Origin of the sequence: Actinomadura luteofluorescens (assembly GCF_013409365.1) — a bacterium.
Taxonomy (GTDB): domain Bacteria; phylum Actinomycetota; class Actinomycetes; order Streptosporangiales; family Streptosporangiaceae; genus Spirillospora; species Spirillospora luteofluorescens.
Genome location: NZ_JACCBA010000001.1, coordinates 3,240,422 through 3,256,226, shown reverse-complemented (window position 1 = coordinate 3,256,226; position 15,805 = coordinate 3,240,422). Strand labels below are relative to the sequence as shown.

The 15,805-nt window shown below is 72.8% G+C and carries 16 protein-coding genes; 8 read left to right on the top strand and 8 right to left on the bottom strand.

From position 1 onward, the window contains the following. Positions 1–2: 2 nt before the first annotated feature. From BJY14_RS14975 to BJY14_RS14965, 3 genes are all read left to right on the top strand, one after another. A complete protein-coding gene (locus BJY14_RS14975; protein WP_218905383.1) occupies positions 3–890 on the top strand; it encodes a VanW family protein in 888 nt (295 codons plus the stop codon). 22 nt (positions 891–912) lie between these two features. After that, entirely contained in the window at positions 913–1,434 is a 522-nt protein-coding gene (locus BJY14_RS14970) for a YceI family protein (protein WP_179844170.1), read from the top strand. 138 nt (positions 1,435–1,572) lie between these two features. Further along, positions 1,573–2,844 carry a serine hydrolase domain-containing protein gene (locus tag BJY14_RS14965; protein ID WP_179844169.1) on the top strand — a complete coding sequence of 424 codons (1,272 nt, stop codon included), beginning with the start codon at positions 1,573–1,575 and terminating at the stop codon, positions 2,842–2,844. Here the strand turns inward: BJY14_RS14965 and BJY14_RS14960 are convergent. From BJY14_RS14960 to BJY14_RS14935, 6 genes are read right to left on the bottom strand one after another with little or no spacing between them, the layout of a single operon-like run. Further along, entirely contained in the window at positions 2,841–3,620 is a 780-nt protein-coding gene (locus BJY14_RS14960) for a hypothetical protein (protein ID WP_179844168.1), read from the bottom strand. The two genes, BJY14_RS14965 and BJY14_RS14960, sit on opposite strands and share 4 nt — an antisense overlap. Next, positions 3,617–4,735 carry a glycosyltransferase family 4 protein gene (locus BJY14_RS14955; RefSeq protein WP_179844167.1) on the bottom strand — a complete coding sequence of 373 codons (1,119 nt, stop codon included), beginning with the start codon at positions 4,733–4,735 and terminating at the stop codon, positions 3,617–3,619. The genes BJY14_RS14960 and BJY14_RS14955 overlap by 4 nt, the downstream gene beginning before the upstream one ends. After that, positions 4,735–5,088, bottom strand: coding sequence for a hypothetical protein (locus BJY14_RS14950; RefSeq protein WP_179844166.1), 354 nt, complete (start codon positions 5,086–5,088; stop codon positions 4,735–4,737). The genes BJY14_RS14955 and BJY14_RS14950 overlap by 1 nt, the downstream gene beginning before the upstream one ends. Continuing rightward, positions 5,085–5,813 (bottom strand): hypothetical protein, encoded by a 729-nt coding sequence (locus BJY14_RS14945; protein WP_179844165.1) that lies wholly within the window; start codon positions 5,811–5,813, stop codon positions 5,085–5,087. Before BJY14_RS14945 ends, BJY14_RS14950 begins: the two co-directional genes overlap by 4 nt. Positions 5,814–5,823: 10 nt before the next feature. Further along, positions 5,824–6,999 carry a glycosyltransferase family 4 protein gene (locus tag BJY14_RS14940; protein ID WP_179844164.1) on the bottom strand — a complete coding sequence of 392 codons (1,176 nt, stop codon included), beginning with the start codon at positions 6,997–6,999 and terminating at the stop codon, positions 5,824–5,826. Next, positions 6,996–7,967, bottom strand: a complete 972-nt coding sequence (locus BJY14_RS14935) for an NAD-dependent epimerase/dehydratase family protein (RefSeq protein ID WP_312879231.1) — start codon at positions 7,965–7,967, stop codon at positions 6,996–6,998. Before BJY14_RS14935 ends, BJY14_RS14940 begins: the two co-directional genes overlap by 4 nt. 197 nt (positions 7,968–8,164) lie before the next feature. Between BJY14_RS14935 and BJY14_RS14930 the strand changes: the two genes are divergently transcribed. The 3 genes from BJY14_RS14930 to BJY14_RS14920 all read left to right on the top strand — a co-directional run bounded on the left by BJY14_RS14930 (position 8,165) and on the right by BJY14_RS14920 (position 11,163). Further along, positions 8,165–8,548, top strand: coding sequence for a hypothetical protein (locus tag BJY14_RS14930; protein WP_179844163.1), 384 nt, complete (start codon positions 8,165–8,167; stop codon positions 8,546–8,548). Between the two features lie 172 nt (positions 8,549–8,720). Continuing rightward, the gene (locus tag BJY14_RS14925; RefSeq protein ID WP_179844162.1) at positions 8,721–9,764 is read left to right on the top strand and encodes a GlxA family transcriptional regulator; all 1,044 of its coding nucleotides are present in this window, start codon (positions 8,721–8,723) and stop codon (positions 9,762–9,764) included. Positions 9,765–9,921: 157 nt separating this feature from the next. Then, entirely contained in the window at positions 9,922–11,163 is a 1,242-nt protein-coding gene (locus tag BJY14_RS14920) for a phospholipase D-like domain-containing protein (protein WP_179844161.1), read from the top strand. Positions 11,164–11,202: 39 nt separating this feature from the next. Here the strand turns inward: BJY14_RS14920 and BJY14_RS14915 are convergent, their stop codons facing one another. Both BJY14_RS14915 and sepF read right to left on the bottom strand, forming a co-directional pair. Beyond that, on the bottom strand, positions 11,203–12,846 hold the full coding sequence (locus tag BJY14_RS14915) for an ABC-F family ATP-binding cassette domain-containing protein (protein ID WP_179844160.1): 1,644 nt from the start codon (positions 12,844–12,846) through the stop codon (positions 11,203–11,205). A gap of 171 nt (positions 12,847–13,017) precedes the next feature. Beyond that, positions 13,018–13,281: a cell division protein SepF gene (gene sepF / locus BJY14_RS14910; RefSeq protein ID WP_179844159.1), complete on the bottom strand. Its 264-nt coding sequence runs from the start codon at positions 13,279–13,281 to the stop codon at positions 13,018–13,020. Positions 13,282–13,532: 251 nt separating this feature from the next. Between sepF and BJY14_RS14905 the strand changes: the two genes are divergently transcribed. Next, positions 13,533–14,060, top strand: coding sequence for a hypothetical protein (locus tag BJY14_RS14905; protein ID WP_179844158.1), 528 nt, complete (start codon positions 13,533–13,535; stop codon positions 14,058–14,060). Positions 14,061–14,222: 162 nt separating this feature from the next. After that, on the top strand, positions 14,223–15,671 hold the full coding sequence (proS, locus tag BJY14_RS14900) for a proline--tRNA ligase (RefSeq protein ID WP_312879230.1): 1,449 nt from the start codon (positions 14,223–14,225) through the stop codon (positions 15,669–15,671). Positions 15,672–15,805 lie beyond the last annotated feature (134 nt).

Below are 15,805 nucleotides of genomic sequence, written 5' to 3'. Positions count from 1 at the left end.
GGGTGTGGTCGGTGGGGCGGATCGGGCCTGGGCGCCGTCGGGAGGGGCGGGGGCGCCGCGAGCGGCTGCGGCGCGGCGTCCGGCGGTGGTGGCCCATCGCGGCGGGCACCGCCGCGTCGGCGGGTCTGCTGCTGGGCGTCTACCTGGAGGGCCCGCGGCTCTCGGGGGTGTCGGCGGCGCTCAGCGTGCCGTACCGCGACGGGCCCGGTCGGGGCGGGCCCGGGCGGCTGCCGCCCGAGCGCCTGATGAGCACGTTCACCACGCGGTTCGCGCCGGGCGAGCCCCGCGTCCACAACATCGAGCTCGCCGCCCGGACCCTGGACGGACGGGTCGTCGAGCCCGGCGCGACGTTCTCGTTCAACGACGCCGTCGGGCCCCGCACCAGGGGCCGCGGATACGTGCCCGCGCCCGCGATCATGGGCTCCCGGCTGGCGGACGACGTGGGCGGCGGCATCTGCCAGGTGTCCACGACGCTGTACAACGCGGTGTTCCTGGCCGGGCTGGACATCCGGAAGGCGCGCGCCCACACCCTGTGGATGCCGGAGTACCCGGAGGGGCGCGAGGCCGCGGTGTTCTATCCGCAGCTCGACTTCACCTGGAGGAACGACACCGGCGAGCCGGTGCGGATCCAGGTGGCCTACTCGGCGGCGTCGGTGACGGTGAACCTGTGGGGCCGGCGCAGGTACGAGGTGCGGTCGCGGACGTCCGAGCGGTACGGGTTCAGGCCGTTCGAGTCGGAGGCCGGCCGCGGCGGCGAGTGCATTCCCATGACGGGCCGGGAGGGCTTCGAGGTCGACGTGTGGCGGACGCTGCTGGCCGACGGGCGCGAGGTGCGCCGCGAGAGGTTCCACACCGAGTACCGCCCGCAGCCCGAGGTGGAGTGCCTCTGACCCGCGTGGCAGGGTGGGGTGTATGGACGGAACGTTCGAGCTCGGACCGCAGGACGGGCGGCTGCTCGTCCGGACGGGGCGCAGCGGGCTCGGCCGGCGCGCGGGGCACGACCTCACCATCGAGGCCACGCGCTGGTCGGCGGCGGTCGAGGCGCGCGAGCCCCTGGACGCCTCGTCGGTCGAGGTGACCGTCGAGGTGGAAGGGCTGGAGGTGCGTGAGGGCGCCGGCGGCGTGAAGCCCCTCACCGACCAGGACCGCGCCGAGATCGTGAAGAACCTGCGGAAGGTCCTGGACGTCCGGCGGTATCCCCGGATCGTGTTCGCCTCCACCGCGGTCGGCGAGGACGGCGTCGAGGGCGACCTGACCATCATGGGCCGCGTCAAGCCGGTGCGGCTCGCGGCCGCGCGGGACGGCGACCGGGTGCGCGGCGGCGTCACCGTCGAGCAGAGCCGCTGGGGCATCAAGCCCTACTCGGCGTTCTTCGGGGCGCTCCGGCTCGCCGACGAGGTCGAGATCGAGTTCGACGTCCGCCTGCCCGCCTAGCCCCCGCGCAGGCCCGCGCGGGTCCCGCGCGGGCCCCGTCCGGGGCTCCGGCCTCCGGGTTCTCCCCGCCACTGAAGATCGAATGCATTAGGGTGCATGATCACCGCATTCCGGACAATCGATCTTCAGGGGGCCGCGGTGGCGGAGCTGAGCAGGCGGAACTTCGGCAAGGCGGCGGGCCTGGTGGCCGCGCCGGCGCTGCTCGCGGGCTGCGCCGGCGGCGGGTCGGGGTCGTCCAGGACGGCGCAGGCGGCGGCCGCCGCCCGCACGTGGGGGGTGACCGGCAAGGCGCTCGCCGGCCTCGGCGGCTTCGACGCCACCATCAAGAGCTTCATGCAGGCGCGGTCGATCCCCTGCGGGCAGCTCGCCGTCGTCCGCAAGGGCAAGCTCGTCCTGTCGCGCGGCTACACCTACGCCGAGGCCGGCGCGTTCAAGACGCAGCCGACCTCGCCGTTCCGCATCGCCAGCATCTCCAAGCCGGTCACGGCGACGGCGGTGCTCCGGCTCGTGCAGGACGGGAAGCTGAAGCTCACCGACCGGGTGGCGACGCTGCTGGGGCTGTCCACGACGGCCGACCCGCGCCTCAAGGACGTCACGGTGCTGCGGCTGCTCCAGCACCTCGGCGGCTGGGACCGCGACATCTCGCCCGACCCGATGTTCCGGGACGCGGCGATCGCCAAGGAGCTCGGCCTCGCGCTGCCGGTGTCGCAGGCGAGCATCATGAAGTACACGTCGCGGCGTCCGCTGGACCACGCGCCCGGTACGCACTACGCCTACTCCAACTACGGGTACCTGCTGCTCGGCCGGATCATCGAGAAGGTCACCGGGAAGAAGTACGAGGACTACGTCCGGCAGACCGTGCTCGCGCCCCGGGGCATCACGCGGATGCGCCTCGGCAAGTCGCGCACCAAGGCCACCGGCGAGGTCCCGTACTACTCGACCTACACCGGCGCCACCGTGTTCGACAACAGCGGCACCAAGGTGCCCTTCCCGTACGGCGCGTTCAACCTGGAGAACATGGACGCGCACGGCGGCTGGCTGGCCACCGCCATGGACCTCACCCGCTTCGCGGGCGTCTACGACGGCGGGACGTCCGTCCTGTCGTCGACGTCCATCAGCCGGGCGTTCGCCAAGCCGGAGATCGGCGTCAACGCCGACGGCTGGTACTACGGCTGCGGATGGCAGGTGCGCCCGGTGACCGGCGGCCGCAACACCTGGCACAACGGGAGCCTGGCCGGGACGTACACGCTGCTGGTCCGGCGGTACGACGGCCTTTCGTGGGCGGTCCTGTTCGACCAGCGCCAGGAGGGCTCCGCCGCGAACTACGGCGACATCGACTCGCTGCTGCACAAGGCGGCGAACGCGGTGAAGACCTGGCCGACCGGCAACCTGACCTCCACCTACTTCTAGCGCGGCGACCCGCCTCTGGCGCGGGCCGCGCGCGCGTACTGGTCGTCCAGGCTGCGCGGGAACGGCATCATCCGGTGCCGTTCCCGCCAGGGCGCGTACTGCCGGACGGCGTTGAACCCCGCCGCGGTGACGATCCGCTCGACGTTCGGGCCCGGCACGCAGGCGGGATAGACGTCCAGGTGGACGACGTGCGGGGGCAGGCCGTCCGGTCTCGCGGGCGACACCAGCGTCATCGGCGGGCGGACCCGTTCCAGCGACGCCATGTCCTGCGCGTAGGCGACGAGCTGGAGCGTCTCCGCGTCGGGGCCGCTGTGCACGATGAGCCAGCCGTCCACGTCGACCGGTTCCGACGGGGGATCGGCGAGCGCCAGCGGCACGACCTCGTCCGACACCGCGCGCAGGTAGGCGAGGTGGGCGGGGTCGAGTTCCTCCAGGACGAACGTCCGGTCGAAGCGGGGCGGGCTCGCGGGGAGCAGGGGCCGGTAGGCGTCCCAGCGCAGCAGCCGCGCCAGATGCGTCGTCCTCGTCCCCGAGGGGAATCCGGTCAGCTCGCCCCCCAGCCCGGCGGGGAACGCGTCCACGATCACCTCGTCCGGCGGCGGGGCCGCCGGATCGGCGGTCTCCACGACGTTCCAGCCGCCCGCCACGCGCGGGTCGGCCGCGAACCGCGACCCGGTCACGACGGTGACCGGCCCTTCCCGCCCGAGGGTGTGCAGGACGGCCCGGAGCCGCGTCAGATGCCCCAGCCCGTCCCCGGCCGCGTAGCAGACGATCAACGCGTCTCGTCGAGGACGGCCAGGTAGCCCGCGGTCTCGGCGGCCGGGGTGAAGTCGCGCCGGATCCGTTCGGCGCCCGCCGCGCCGAGCTTCGCCAGCTCCTCCCCGCCCGCCCGCGCGGCCCGGTCCACCGCCGCGCGGCACGCGTGCGGGTCGCCCGCCGGGAAGGTGAACCCGATCTCGTCGTCGGCCACGTCCGCCAGCCCGCCGGCGTCCGACGCGATCAGTGGCACGCCGAGCGCCGCCGCCTCCAGCGCCACGTTCGGCATCCCGTCGTAGAACGAGGGGAGCGCGACCAGGTCGCAGCTCGCGTAGACGGCCGGAAGGTCGTACCGCTCCAGGAACGGCAGGAACGAGTGCGGGACGTCGCGCTCCGCGAGCCACTCGCGCACGGAGTCCTCGACCTCGCCGACGAGCAGCAGGTGGAAGGCGCCGGTGCGGCGCGACGCCGCCAGGGCCTCCAGGAAGAAGCCGACGCCCTTCTTGACCTTGAGCTGGCCGATGAGCCCGATCGTCCGGCGCCCGGGGGCGACGTTCTCCTCCCGCCACGCCCGGCCCCGCTCCCGCTCGGACGGCAGCACCCGCCACTGCGCGGTGTCGACGCTGTTGGCGACGAACGCGACCGCCGCGTCCGGGGCCAGCGCCGACACCAGCGGCGCGTGCGAGCGCGCGACGACGCACACGCGCGAAGAGGCGCGCAGCGCGTCCGCCAGCACGCCGCGCCGCCGCATCGAGAAGGCGCCCACGTCGATGTCGTTGCCGCGCAGCAGCGTCACCAGCGGCGCGCCGAGCAGCGCGGACAGGACGGGCGCGGCGAGCATCGCGTGAACGCCGCCGAACGCCACGACGTGGCTGTATCCCGTCAGGTTCTCGGCGGTGATCGTCGTCCACAGGCGGCGCAGCGCGTGCTCGGAGTCGTCCCCGAGCGGGGCGGTGACGAGCCGCCCGCCGTGCTCGCGCGACACGCCCCACGGCCGCGACCGCCGGGTCAGGTGGGCGACGTCGACCTCGGCCCCCGCGTCGCGCAGGCCCCGCACGATCCGGTCGCACGACTGCGCCATGCCGCCCCGGCTCGGCGGGTAGTGCTCGGTGATCCACAGGACGCGGGGCCGCATCAGCTGTCCACGAAGCCGGTGTCGTCGTCCGGTCCCCAGTCGCCGCCGTAGGAGTAGTCGTCGCCCGGGTTGAACGCGCCGCGGTCGTACTCGTCGAACGAGGAGTACCAGTAGCCGTCGTTGTAGCTCTGCGAACTGCCGCGGTAGTACTCGCGCCGGTACCCGCGGGTCCAGCCCGGGTGGTGCGGGTCCTGCGTCCGGTAGCCCTGCGCCGCCGCGCATTCGGGGCACAGCGCGTTCGGGCCGGCGTGCGCGCCGCAGACGGGCCGGCCGCACTGCGGGCACGCCGCCACCGCGGACCGGCCGCAGCGCCCGAGTACGAAGAACCCGGTGGTCACGGTGCAGCGGTTCATGTGGTCCTCCTCGCGGCCGTGCCGGGCGGCGTCCACCGGAACGGCTCCGTCGACACCTGCAGGATCCGGTCCACGAGGATCCTTTCCTCCACCGGCCCCGGGAACTTCCCGCTGGCGCGGATCACCAGCCGCCTGCCCTGCTTCACCTGCACCCGGACCCAGCGGGGCGGCGGCGAGGAGGGCCGCCGGACGGCCGCGTCCTTGGCCAGCCGCCGGGTGACCCGCACGAGCTGCACCGTCTTCGACTTGCTCTTGAACTTGACCTTGCCGCGCGCGTTCCTCTTGCGGTACTTGCGGTTCCGCACCCGGTCGGTGACCGAGAGCTCGACGACGCTGCCGTCGCGCAGCTCCGCCCGGATCCGCAGCCACGGGTCGATCGCGTACCACTGCTTGAGCCCCGAGATCGGGGGCCGGGAGGGGAGGTCCTGCACCGGGCCGTTCTTGTCCGGGACGCGCGACCCGCGCATGTCCGCGGACACCGACAGCACCCCGTCGGGCGGCATGTCCGCCGACAGCACCCGCAGCAGCGGCACGAGCACGCCCGGGACCCGCCCGTGCAGCCGCCACCGGCGCCGCCGCACGTGCGCCCCGTGCTGCGCGAGGCTCTGGATCACCGGCTCCCAGTCGTCGCGCCGCAGCGAGACGGAGAAGCCCTGCTCCAAGGTCAGCGCCCTGTGCAGGGGATGGAACCGCTCGATGGCGGCCTTCTGTTTACGCCAGAACATGACGAACCACCTATCGACCCCGTGTCAGCGTGCGGTAGACCTCGGTCAGCCGGGCGCGCGACCGCGCCCACGTCAGGCTCTCCTCGATGTGCGCGCGGCCCCTCCGCCCCATCGCCGCGGCCTCCTCCGGGTACTCCAGCAGGATCCGGACGGCCCGGGCCAGCTCGGCGGGACGGTCCGCCGGGACCAGCCGCCCGTGCCGCCCGTCCGCCATCAGCTCGCGGACGGCGGGCAGGTCCGAGGCGACCACCGGGACGCCCGCCGCCATCGACTCGATCACCTTCAGCGGCGCGCACCCCTGGTCCAGGTTGCGGGCGCAGCCCGTCAGCGGCGCCACCGACACCTCGGCGTGCGCCAGCCACGCGGCGACCTCGTGGTGCGGCAGCGCGAAACGCCAGTCGACCCGCTCGGCGACGCCGAGGCGCTCGGCCAGCCGCCGCACCGGCTTGGCCCGCCGCTCCGGGACGGACGCGCAGACCACCAGCCGCAGGCCGGGCAGGTCGGCGAGCCGCGCGAAGGCGCGCATCAGCACGTCCAGGCCCTGCCACGGCTGCAACGCGCCCACGTAGACGAGGTACCGCTCCGGCGCGCCCGCGGGGCGCTCCGGCCTGTCGCGGACGTCGGCGCCGTTCGGGACCAGGTGGATCCGGCCCTCCGGCACCCCGAGGCCCCGGACGGCATCGCCGATCACCCGCGACGGCACCACCACCGCGTCGCTGCGCTCCAGGCAGAACCGCTCCAGCTCGCGGATCTTGCCGAGCGTGGCGGGCGCGGCCCACGGCCAGGTGTGACTCATCTCGATGGACGGCAGTCCGTTGACCTCGTACACGACCGTGTGGCGCCGCCCGTCCGCGACCGCAGGAAGCGCGCTCCACGGGTCGCGCACATGGCAGACCTCCAGCGTCTCCCAGTGCGGCCGCAGGTGGGCCGCGACCCAGCCGGAGAACGCCTCGGCCCGGTCGATCAGGTTGGGGATCGCCGCGTCGAACCGCGCGACCTCCCGCGTCCCCTCCCGCTGGTAGCGCGGCAGGTCGCCGCCGCCGATCGCGGCGAGCAGCCCGCCCTCGAACCGCGTGAACAGCTCGTCGGCCATCTGCGCGATGTGGACCGCCGACCCCTTGCTGGACGGGAACCGGTCGAACGCGACGTACGCCGCCCTGTGCCGCAGGGGCCCCTGGTGCCTCATCCGATCGCCGCCCCCTCCGGCACGTTCCGCAGCCCGCGGTGCCAGGCGATCTGGTCCGCGAGCCCCTCGGCCAGGTCCGTCGCGGCCGTCCAGCCGAGCAGCTCCCGGGCGCGGGCCGTGTCGGCCCAGGTGCGCGTCGCGTCCCCGGCCACGGGCGTCTCGCGCCGGATCTGCGCCGGGACGCCCAGCGCGCCGGTGAGCATCGCGATCGCGTCGCGGACCGCGACGTGCTCGGCGTGCCCCACGTTGACGGCGACGCCGGGCGCCAGGTCCTCGGCCGCCGCCGCCAGCGTGGCCGCGACGACGTCCCGCACGTGCGTGAAGCTCCTGGAGCTGCGCCCGTCCCCGAACACCGGCAGCGGCCGCCCGTCGAGCGCCGCCTCGACGAACCGGTGGAACGCCATGTCGGGCCGCTGCCGGGGCCCGTAGACCGAGAAGTACCGGAGCAGCACCGTCCGCAGCCCGCTCGCGGCGGCCGTCCGCGCGAGCCGCTCCGCCTTCGCCTTGCTCACCGCGTACGGGCTCGCCGGCTTCAGCGGATCGTCCTCCCGGTTCGGCCGCGGTCCCGCCGATCCGTAGACGGACGAACTGGACGCGACGACGACCTTCGGCCGCAGCCGGGGCGGCCGCTGCACGCAGGCCGCCAGCAACCGCCGCGTCGCCGCCACGTTGTCCCGCTCGACGAGCGCCCTGCCCCGCCCCCACGAGTCGCGCACCCCGGGACGTCCCGCCAGATGCACGACGACGTCCGCCTCGGAGACGGCGGAGAGATCGTCCAGCGCCAGGTCGATCTCGGCGGCGACGACCCCCGGCCTGGTCGCGACCCTCGCCCACGTCCGCCGCGCGAGGCCGGGACTCAGCGAACGCCCGGGCGCGTCGACGGCCAGCACCTCGTGCCCCGCCCCCGAGAACGCGTCCACGACATGGCTCCCGATGAACCCCGCCGCACCAGTGACCACCACCCGCACCCGGGCACTTTATCCGTCGCCCCCCGAAGTAGGACAGGGCTCTCGTCCCCGCTCACATGGGACTCTCCGCCGGGACCGTCCAGGAAGCGCGGAACGAGGGAACCGGCCGCTCTGTTGTCACTACTTAGAGTTAGTTTGCCATTACGCAGGGGCATGAGGCCGTTGTACTGATCAGAGCGCTCTCGGGGGGAGAGTTCGTGAAACAGACCTACAAGTTCGTAACCGTGGCATTCGCGGGCATCGTCGGGGTCGGGGTCGCCGGGGGGACCGCACTGGCGTCGGCTCCGAGCACGGCCGAGGCTGCGGACCAGGCGGCGCACGCCGTCCGGCCCGCCCTCGACCAGTACGCCACGGGCAAGGTGACCAGCCGGCACCGGCTGGCGGTCCGGTCCCGGCCGACCACACACTCCAAGCGGGTCTACTGGCTGAAGCCCGGGCAGCGGTTCTACATCAAGTGCTGGACGCGCGGCCAGAAGGTCGGGCACACCCGCGTCTGGTACCGCATGGGCTACAGCAGCCCCAAGGACTGGGTCACCGCCAACTACGTGAAGGTCATCAAGGGCCACGTCCACCACTGCTAGCCGGACCAGGGGCCGGGACCGCACGCGGCCCCGGCCCGCCCATCCCGCGGTCCAGGTCGCCCCGGTGGCCCCGCGTCCCGACCTTTCCGGCCGCCGGATGTTGTGATATTCAGGCCGGGCGGCTCCACTGCGTGACGGCGCCGCGCCCGCGGTCGCGAGCAGGGCGGAGACGATGGCGAGCACCGGTCCGCTGACCGAGGCCTTCGGCGACCCGGGCCGGGCGGATGCCGCGAGTGTCCCGCGGCGGCTGGTCGTGGTGGTCTTCGACGGCGCGCTCATGGGCAGCATGTCCTTCGCCTGCGGAGTGTTCGACATCGCCGCGCACTACGGCGCTCTCCCCGGCATGGACCTGCGGATCGTCGCGGGCGAGCCCGGCGCCGCGATCGTCGGCGGAGGGCTGTCGTGCGCCGTCCCGCACGACTTGGCGGCGATCCGCGCCGCGGATCTGGTCGTCGTCCCCAACCTGCCCCAGCCGACGGCCGAACACCCGCCCGAACCGGCGCTGGAGGCCGTGCGCGACGCGCACGCGCGCGGCGCGCGGGTGGCCGGCCTGTGCAGCGGCGCGTTCGTGCTCGCGGCCGCCGGTCTGCTGGACGGCCGTCCGGCGACGACGCACTGGTCCGTCGCGGCGCGGCTGGCCGAGCTCCATCCGGCGGTCCGGGTCGACGCGTCGGTCCTGTACATCGACGACGGGGACGTGCTGACCGCGGGCGGCGGCGCCGCCGGGATGGACCTCGGGCTGCACCTGATCCGGTCCATGCTGGGCACCGCGGACGCCAACCGGGTGGCCAGGGCGATGGTGGTGCCGCCGCACCGGCCCGGCGGCCAGGCCCAGTACGTCGAGGCGCCGGTCCTCGACCTCGACGCCGCGGACCCGGTGGCCGAGACGATCACTTGGGCGCTCGAACGCCTGGACACGGCGCTGCCCGTGTCCGCCCTGGCCCGCCGGGCCCACATGAGCAGGCGCAACTACGACCGCCGGTTCCGTGAGATCACCGGCTGCGCGCCCGCGCAGTGGCTGGCCCACCAGCGCGTCATCCGCGCGCAGCAGCTGCTGGAGACGAGCGACATGCCGGTCGACGAGGTCGCCCGGCGCTCCGGGTTCCCCTCGGCCCCCGCACTGCGCGCACGTTTCCGGCAGGTGGCCGGGGTGAGCCCCACCGCCTACCGCGAGACGTTCGCGCACCGCTCCGTGTCCGGCCGCGGTTTGTCCTGAAACCGTCGCCCGTCGGCCGGAATCGACCTCACGGCCGAGCGGGACGGCGGACGAGAATCAACATCACCGGAGCCCGCGCCGCCGCGCGCCGCGCCACCGGACCCCGCGCAGGCAAGCCGACGGAACCCCGCATGAACAGAAGGGAACCCCCACACCCATGCGCTCCCGAGGTCTCACGCTCGCGACCGCCGCGCTCCTGGCGGGCGCCGCCCTGTCCGCGCCCGCCTCCGCCGCTGCACCCGCGGACCCCGGACGATCCGCCAGCGGTCTCAGTGACACGGCCACCTTCAACACCCCGCCCGGCAACGAGATCCTCACCCACCTGCTGGACCTGATCCAGAACGCCGACCCGGGTTCGACGATCATGTTCACCGCGTTCCGATTCGAGGAGCCGGTCATCGCCCAGGCGCTGCTCCTCGCGTCGAAGGCGCGTGGCGTGAAGGTCCAGCTCCTGGTCGACGGCGGGGCGCCCGAGGCCGAACACGAGGTGTTCACCCAGCTCAAGACGGCTCTCGACGAGGACGGGAATGACGAGACCTGGGCGCGTTACTGCCGACAGGTGCTCGGTGCTCCCCCGTACCCCTCCTGCCAGGGGACGAACGCGATGCACAACAAGTTCGTCCTGTTCTCCGGTACCAAAGGCGCGTCCAACGTGGTCTCCACGGGCTCGGCGAACATGAGGAGATCCTCCGGCAGCGATGCCTGGAACAGCTGGTACACGCACGTCGGGGACGCCAACCTGTACAACCGCTACGCCGGCTACTTCGAGGACCTCCAGAGGATGGAGGGGCGGCCCGACTACTACGACGACAACCCGCCGATGATCACCGGCAACATCAAGAGCTACTTCTACCCGCGGGCGGTCGTGGACGGCGACCCGGCCGCGAACGACACCACCGTGCACACCTTGCAGGCGACCAGCTGCCCCGGCAAGATCCGCATCGCGAACTGGTCGGTCACCAGGAGCGCGATCGCCAAGGAGCTGGTCAAGAGGGCCCGCGAGGGGTGCAGCGTCGACGTCGTCGCCCGCAAGATCCACAAATCGGTCTGCGAACCGCTGGCGAAGGCCATGAACGAAGGCGCCCCGGTGCGGATGTGGGCGTACAAGCAGAACGAGGACGACGCCCCGAACTACGTCCACACCAAGGACATGATGATCGAGGCGGGCTACCCGAACACCACGAAGCCGGCCACGGTCGTGTTCACCGGCAGCGCCAACCTGAACCACGACTCCCTGGAGAACAACGACGAGAACTCCATCAGGATCATGAACGACAAAACCGTCTACACCCAGTTCGTGAGGAACTTCGACCAGATCACGAGCCACGCCGAGACCTCCGGACAGGGCTTCCAAATCCAGAGCGCCGATGACTGCGGGCGCGCCTATCCGCAGGGGTAGGCCTCTCTGACTCCTCGCACGTGAGGGGACCCGCGTGGCTCAGCGGGGGCGGGCCACGCGGGTCTCGTCCCAGACGGGTTCCGCCGACTCGTAGACCGAGCCGTCGGACCCGAAGACGAGGTGGCGGTCGAAGGCGCGGGCGAACCAGCGGTCGTGGGTGACCGCGACGACCGTGCCCTCGTAGGACTCCAGCCCCTCCTGGAGCGCTTCGGCGCTGGCCAGATCGAGGTTGTCGGTGGGCTCGTCCAGCAGGAGCAGGGTGGCGCCGCCCAGTTCCAGGAGCAGGATCTGGAGACGGGCCTGCTGGCCCCCGGACAGCGTCTCGAAGGGCTGCTCGGCGCACACGTTCAGCTCGTAGCGCGTCAGCGCGCTCATCGCGTCGCCCCGCAACCGTGCGTGCTCGGTCATGACGATCTCGCACGGGGTGCGCCCGGCCAGGTCGGGACGGGCGTGGGTCTGCGCGAACAGGCCCGGCACCACCCGCGCCCCCAGGCGGGCCACGCCGGTGTGCGCGACGGGCTTCACCGGCGTCGCCCCGCGCGGAAGCGCCTCCGCGACGGCCGCGAGAAGGCGCAGGAAGTGCGACTTCCCGGAGCCGTTCGAGCCCAGGACGGCGACGCGCTCGCCGTACCAGACCTCGGTGGCGAACGGCTTCATCAGCCCCGTCAGTTCGAGGTCCTCGCAGACCACCGCGCGCTTGCCGGTCCTGCCGCCGCGCAGGCGCATCTTCAGGTTCTGGTCGCGGGGCGGGACCTCGGGCGGCCCCGCCTCCTCGAACTTGCGCAGCCGGGTCTGCGCCGCGCGGTAGCGGGACGCGAAACCGTCGTTCACCGTCGCCTTGGTCCGCAGGGTGTTGACCAGCTCCTTGAGCTTCGCGTGCTCCTCGTCCCAGCGGCGCCGCAGCTCCTCCAGGCGCTCGTTGCGGTCGCGGCGGGCGGCGGCGTAGGTGGCGAACCGGCCGCCGTGGATCCACACCCGGGCCGCCTCGACGGTGACGATCCGGTCGGCGGACCGGTCGAGCAGCTCGCGGTCGTGCGACACCAGCAGGACGGTCTTCGGCGTCTCCCGCAGCCGCTCCTCCAGCCACCGCTTGCCCGGGACGTCCAGGTAGTTGTCGGGCTCGTCCAGGAGGAGGACCTCGTCGGGGCCGCGGAGCAGGGCTTCGAGCGCGAGCCGCTTCTGCTCGCCGCCCGACAGGGTGCGGACCTCGCGCCACCGGCACGAGTCGTAGGGGACGCCGAGGGCCGCGACGCAGCACGCGTCCCACAGCACCTCGGCCTCGTAGCCGCCCGCGTCGCCCCAGCCCGCGAGGGCCGTGGCGTAGCGGAGCTGGGCGGGCTCGTCGTCGCGCTCCATCATCACCAGCTCGGCCGCCTCCACCGCGGCCGCCGCCTCCCGCACCCGGGGCGGCGCCAGCGACAGCAGGAGGTCGTGCACGCTCGACCCGTCCCGCACGCTGCCGATGAACTGGCGCATGACGCCGACGCCGCCGCTGTGCGCGACGGTTCCGGACTGCGGCGCCAGGTCGCCCGCGATCAGGCGCAGGAGCGTCGTCTTCCCGGCCCCGTTCGGCCCCACCAGGGCGGCCGTGACACCGTCGCCGACCCGGAAGGAGACGTCGTCGAGCAGCATCCGCCCGTCCGGCAGCACATGGCCGACATGGCCCACCTCGACGTGTCCCATGCCGCCAAGTCTCAGGAAGCCCCGCTCGCAACGTCAAACGGATTTCCCCGCCGCCCGGCGCCCGGACGCGAGCCCACGCGGATCGATCCGGCGGCTCAATACACCAGATCGTCCGGCGTGCCCGTCCAGACACGTTGGCGGCTGGTCGCTTCTTCGCCTGGGGTGTGCGGCTCAGTCGGCGATGTGGGCCAGATCAGGGATGTGCGCGGCGGCGATCCGGGGCCTGGCAGGCGGCTGGAGAAGGAAGAGCTTCTTGTCCAGCCGCTCCATGCCCCCGCCCCGCCCGCAGATCAGCCCGGCGCAGAAGTCCACCAGTTGCCTGGCCACGTCGTCCGTCAGTTCGGTGAGATCCATCAGCACGGGGTCGCCCTTGCGGAAGAAGTGCCCGACGTGGAGCACCTCGTTGTAGTCCGTGGGGCGCAGCGTTTTGATCACGGATCAAGTTTCCCCGCGCTCCGGCGTGGCGCAAGGCCGATCCGCCATCTCGTGCCCGGCGCACAAGGGCGAGCGGTGACCGGTCGCGATCCGCTACCGAGTCCAGGGCGATCTTGGAGGTGTCGCGGGTCGGACGCGCGGTGACCTCGGCGAGGCCGCGGTGTGCGGAGGGGCGGGAGTTCTGGACGATCTTCTATGTGCCGCCAGCCGGCATGAAGGACGCGAAAAACCAGATCCCCAAGGAGTGCGTCATGGAACGTTCCCTCACCGCAGACCGCGACTACCTCGACGGCGTCGGCCGGCTCGTGGTCCTGGGCATGGACGTCGACGTCGTCATCCACGCCGAAGAGGACCGCGACGAGGTCGACGCCCGGATCGAGGCCGTCGGCGGCGCGTACGAGGTCGAGGCCGCCCGCGCCGAACTGGTGCGGTTCGGACCCGAACTCGACCTGGAGCTCTTCCCGGTGGCGATCCGCTCCGGCGGGGGCTCGCCGGACCTGGACGCGGTCGGTACCGTCACCTGTACCGCCGACCACGGCAGCATCGCCGCCGCCGTCGTCAACGGACCGGTGGCGCTCGACGGTGGCCGCGTCACCGTCGGAGCCCCCACCCCGGTTCCGGCCAGGGAGGAGGGCCACCTGACGGTCACGCTCAAGGTGCCCCGCGACTTCTCGATCACCGTCCGTCTCAAGGGCGGCGACATCACCACCCACGGCGTGCCGCGGAGCAACGCCCGGCTGCACACCGACGCCGGAACGGTGGCCCGCCACCAGGCGTAGGACCACCGGAACGGCACACCCGAGGGGCCCGGCCACGCCGGGCCCCTCACTCCGTCCGGCGGCACACCGTCCGGGGGACGCGGGAGCGCGTCCGCGTCCGCGGCGGCGGCCTCCGTGGCGAAGGTGACATGACCAACGCCGATGGTCAGTACCCTTGTGGCCGTGAGTCGAGAAGGTGTGACGCCGCAGAGCGAGGATTTCTCCGCCTGGTACAACGAGCTGGTGGTGCAGGCCCAGCTCGTCGACCGCGGACCGGTTCGCGGCACGATGGTCATCCGCCCGTACGGTTACCGGGTGTGGGAGCTGCTCCAGGCCGACCTGGACCGGCGCATCAAGGACGCCGGGCACGACAACGCCTGCTTCCCGATGTTCATCCCGGAGTCCTACCTCAAGCGCGAGGCCGAGCACGTCGAGGGCTTCTCCCCGGAGCTGGCCGTCGTCACGCACGCCGGCGGCAAGGACCTGGAGGAGCCGCTGATCGTGCGGCCGACCTCCGAGACGGTCATCGGCGAGTACATGGCCAAGTGGATCGACTCGCACCGCGACCTGCCGCTGCTGCTGAACCAGTGGGCCAACGTCGTCCGGTGGGAGATGCGGCCCCGGATGTTCCTGCGCACCACCGAGTTCCTCTGGCAGGAGGGCCACACCGCCCACGCCGACGAGGACGACGCGATGCGCGAGACGATGTGGGCGCTGGACGCCTACGCGAGCCTCGCGCGGGAACTGGCGGCGATCCCGGTCGTGTCGGGTGAGAAGACGCCCGGCGAGCGGTTCGCCGGCGCCGTCCGCACCTACACGATCGAGGCCATGATGCGCGACGGCCGGGCCCTGCAGTCCGGCACGTCCCACTACCTCGGCACGAACTTCGCCAAGGCGTTCGAGATCCAGTACCAGGACGAGGAGGGCAGGCTCACCCTCGCCCACACCACGTCCTGGGGCATGAGCACCCGCATGATCGGCGGTGTGATCATGACGCACGGGGACGACAAGGGCCTGGTGCTGCCGCCGCGGCTCGCGCCCTACCAGGTCGTGGTCGTGCCGATCGGCCGCAAGGAGCAGGGCGAGCAGGCCGCAGCGGAGGCCCGCCGGCTCGGCGCGGCGATCAAGTCGATGGGCATCCGGGTGCACGTCGACGACAACCGCCCGCAGCTGACGCCCGGCTTCAAGTTCAACGAGTGGGAGATGCGCGGCGTCCCGATCCGCATCGAGCTCGGCAAGCGCGACATCGAGAACGGCGTCGCGACCGTCGTCCGGCGGCTCCCGACCGTCGAGGGGCAGGGCAAGGAGCAGATCCCGCTCGACAAGGTGCCCGAGGTGCTGCCCGGGATGCTCGCCGACTTCCAGTCGTTCCTGCTGGCCAGGGCCGAGAAGTTCCGCGAGGACAACACCGTCGTCGTGGACGGCTGGGACGCGTTCGTCGCGCAGGTCGCCACCGGCTGGGCCCGCGCGTTCCACTGCGGCGACACCGGCTGCGAGGACGACATCAAGGCCGAGACCGCCGCGACCCCGCGCGTCATCGCCACCGACGCGCCCGAGGAGACCGGCGTCTGCGTGAAGTGCGGCCGCCCGTCCGCCTACGGCAAGCGCGTCATCTTCGGCCGCGCCTACTGACGCCGCCTCCGAGCCGGGCCCGCGGGGCGGCGGGCCCGGCTCCGGCCAGCCGGAAATCTGGACGTTTCGGATCAATCGTCGGTCCGGGTAAGACCAACGGCATCGAAAGGGAACGGCACGTCCTTCTCACGGGG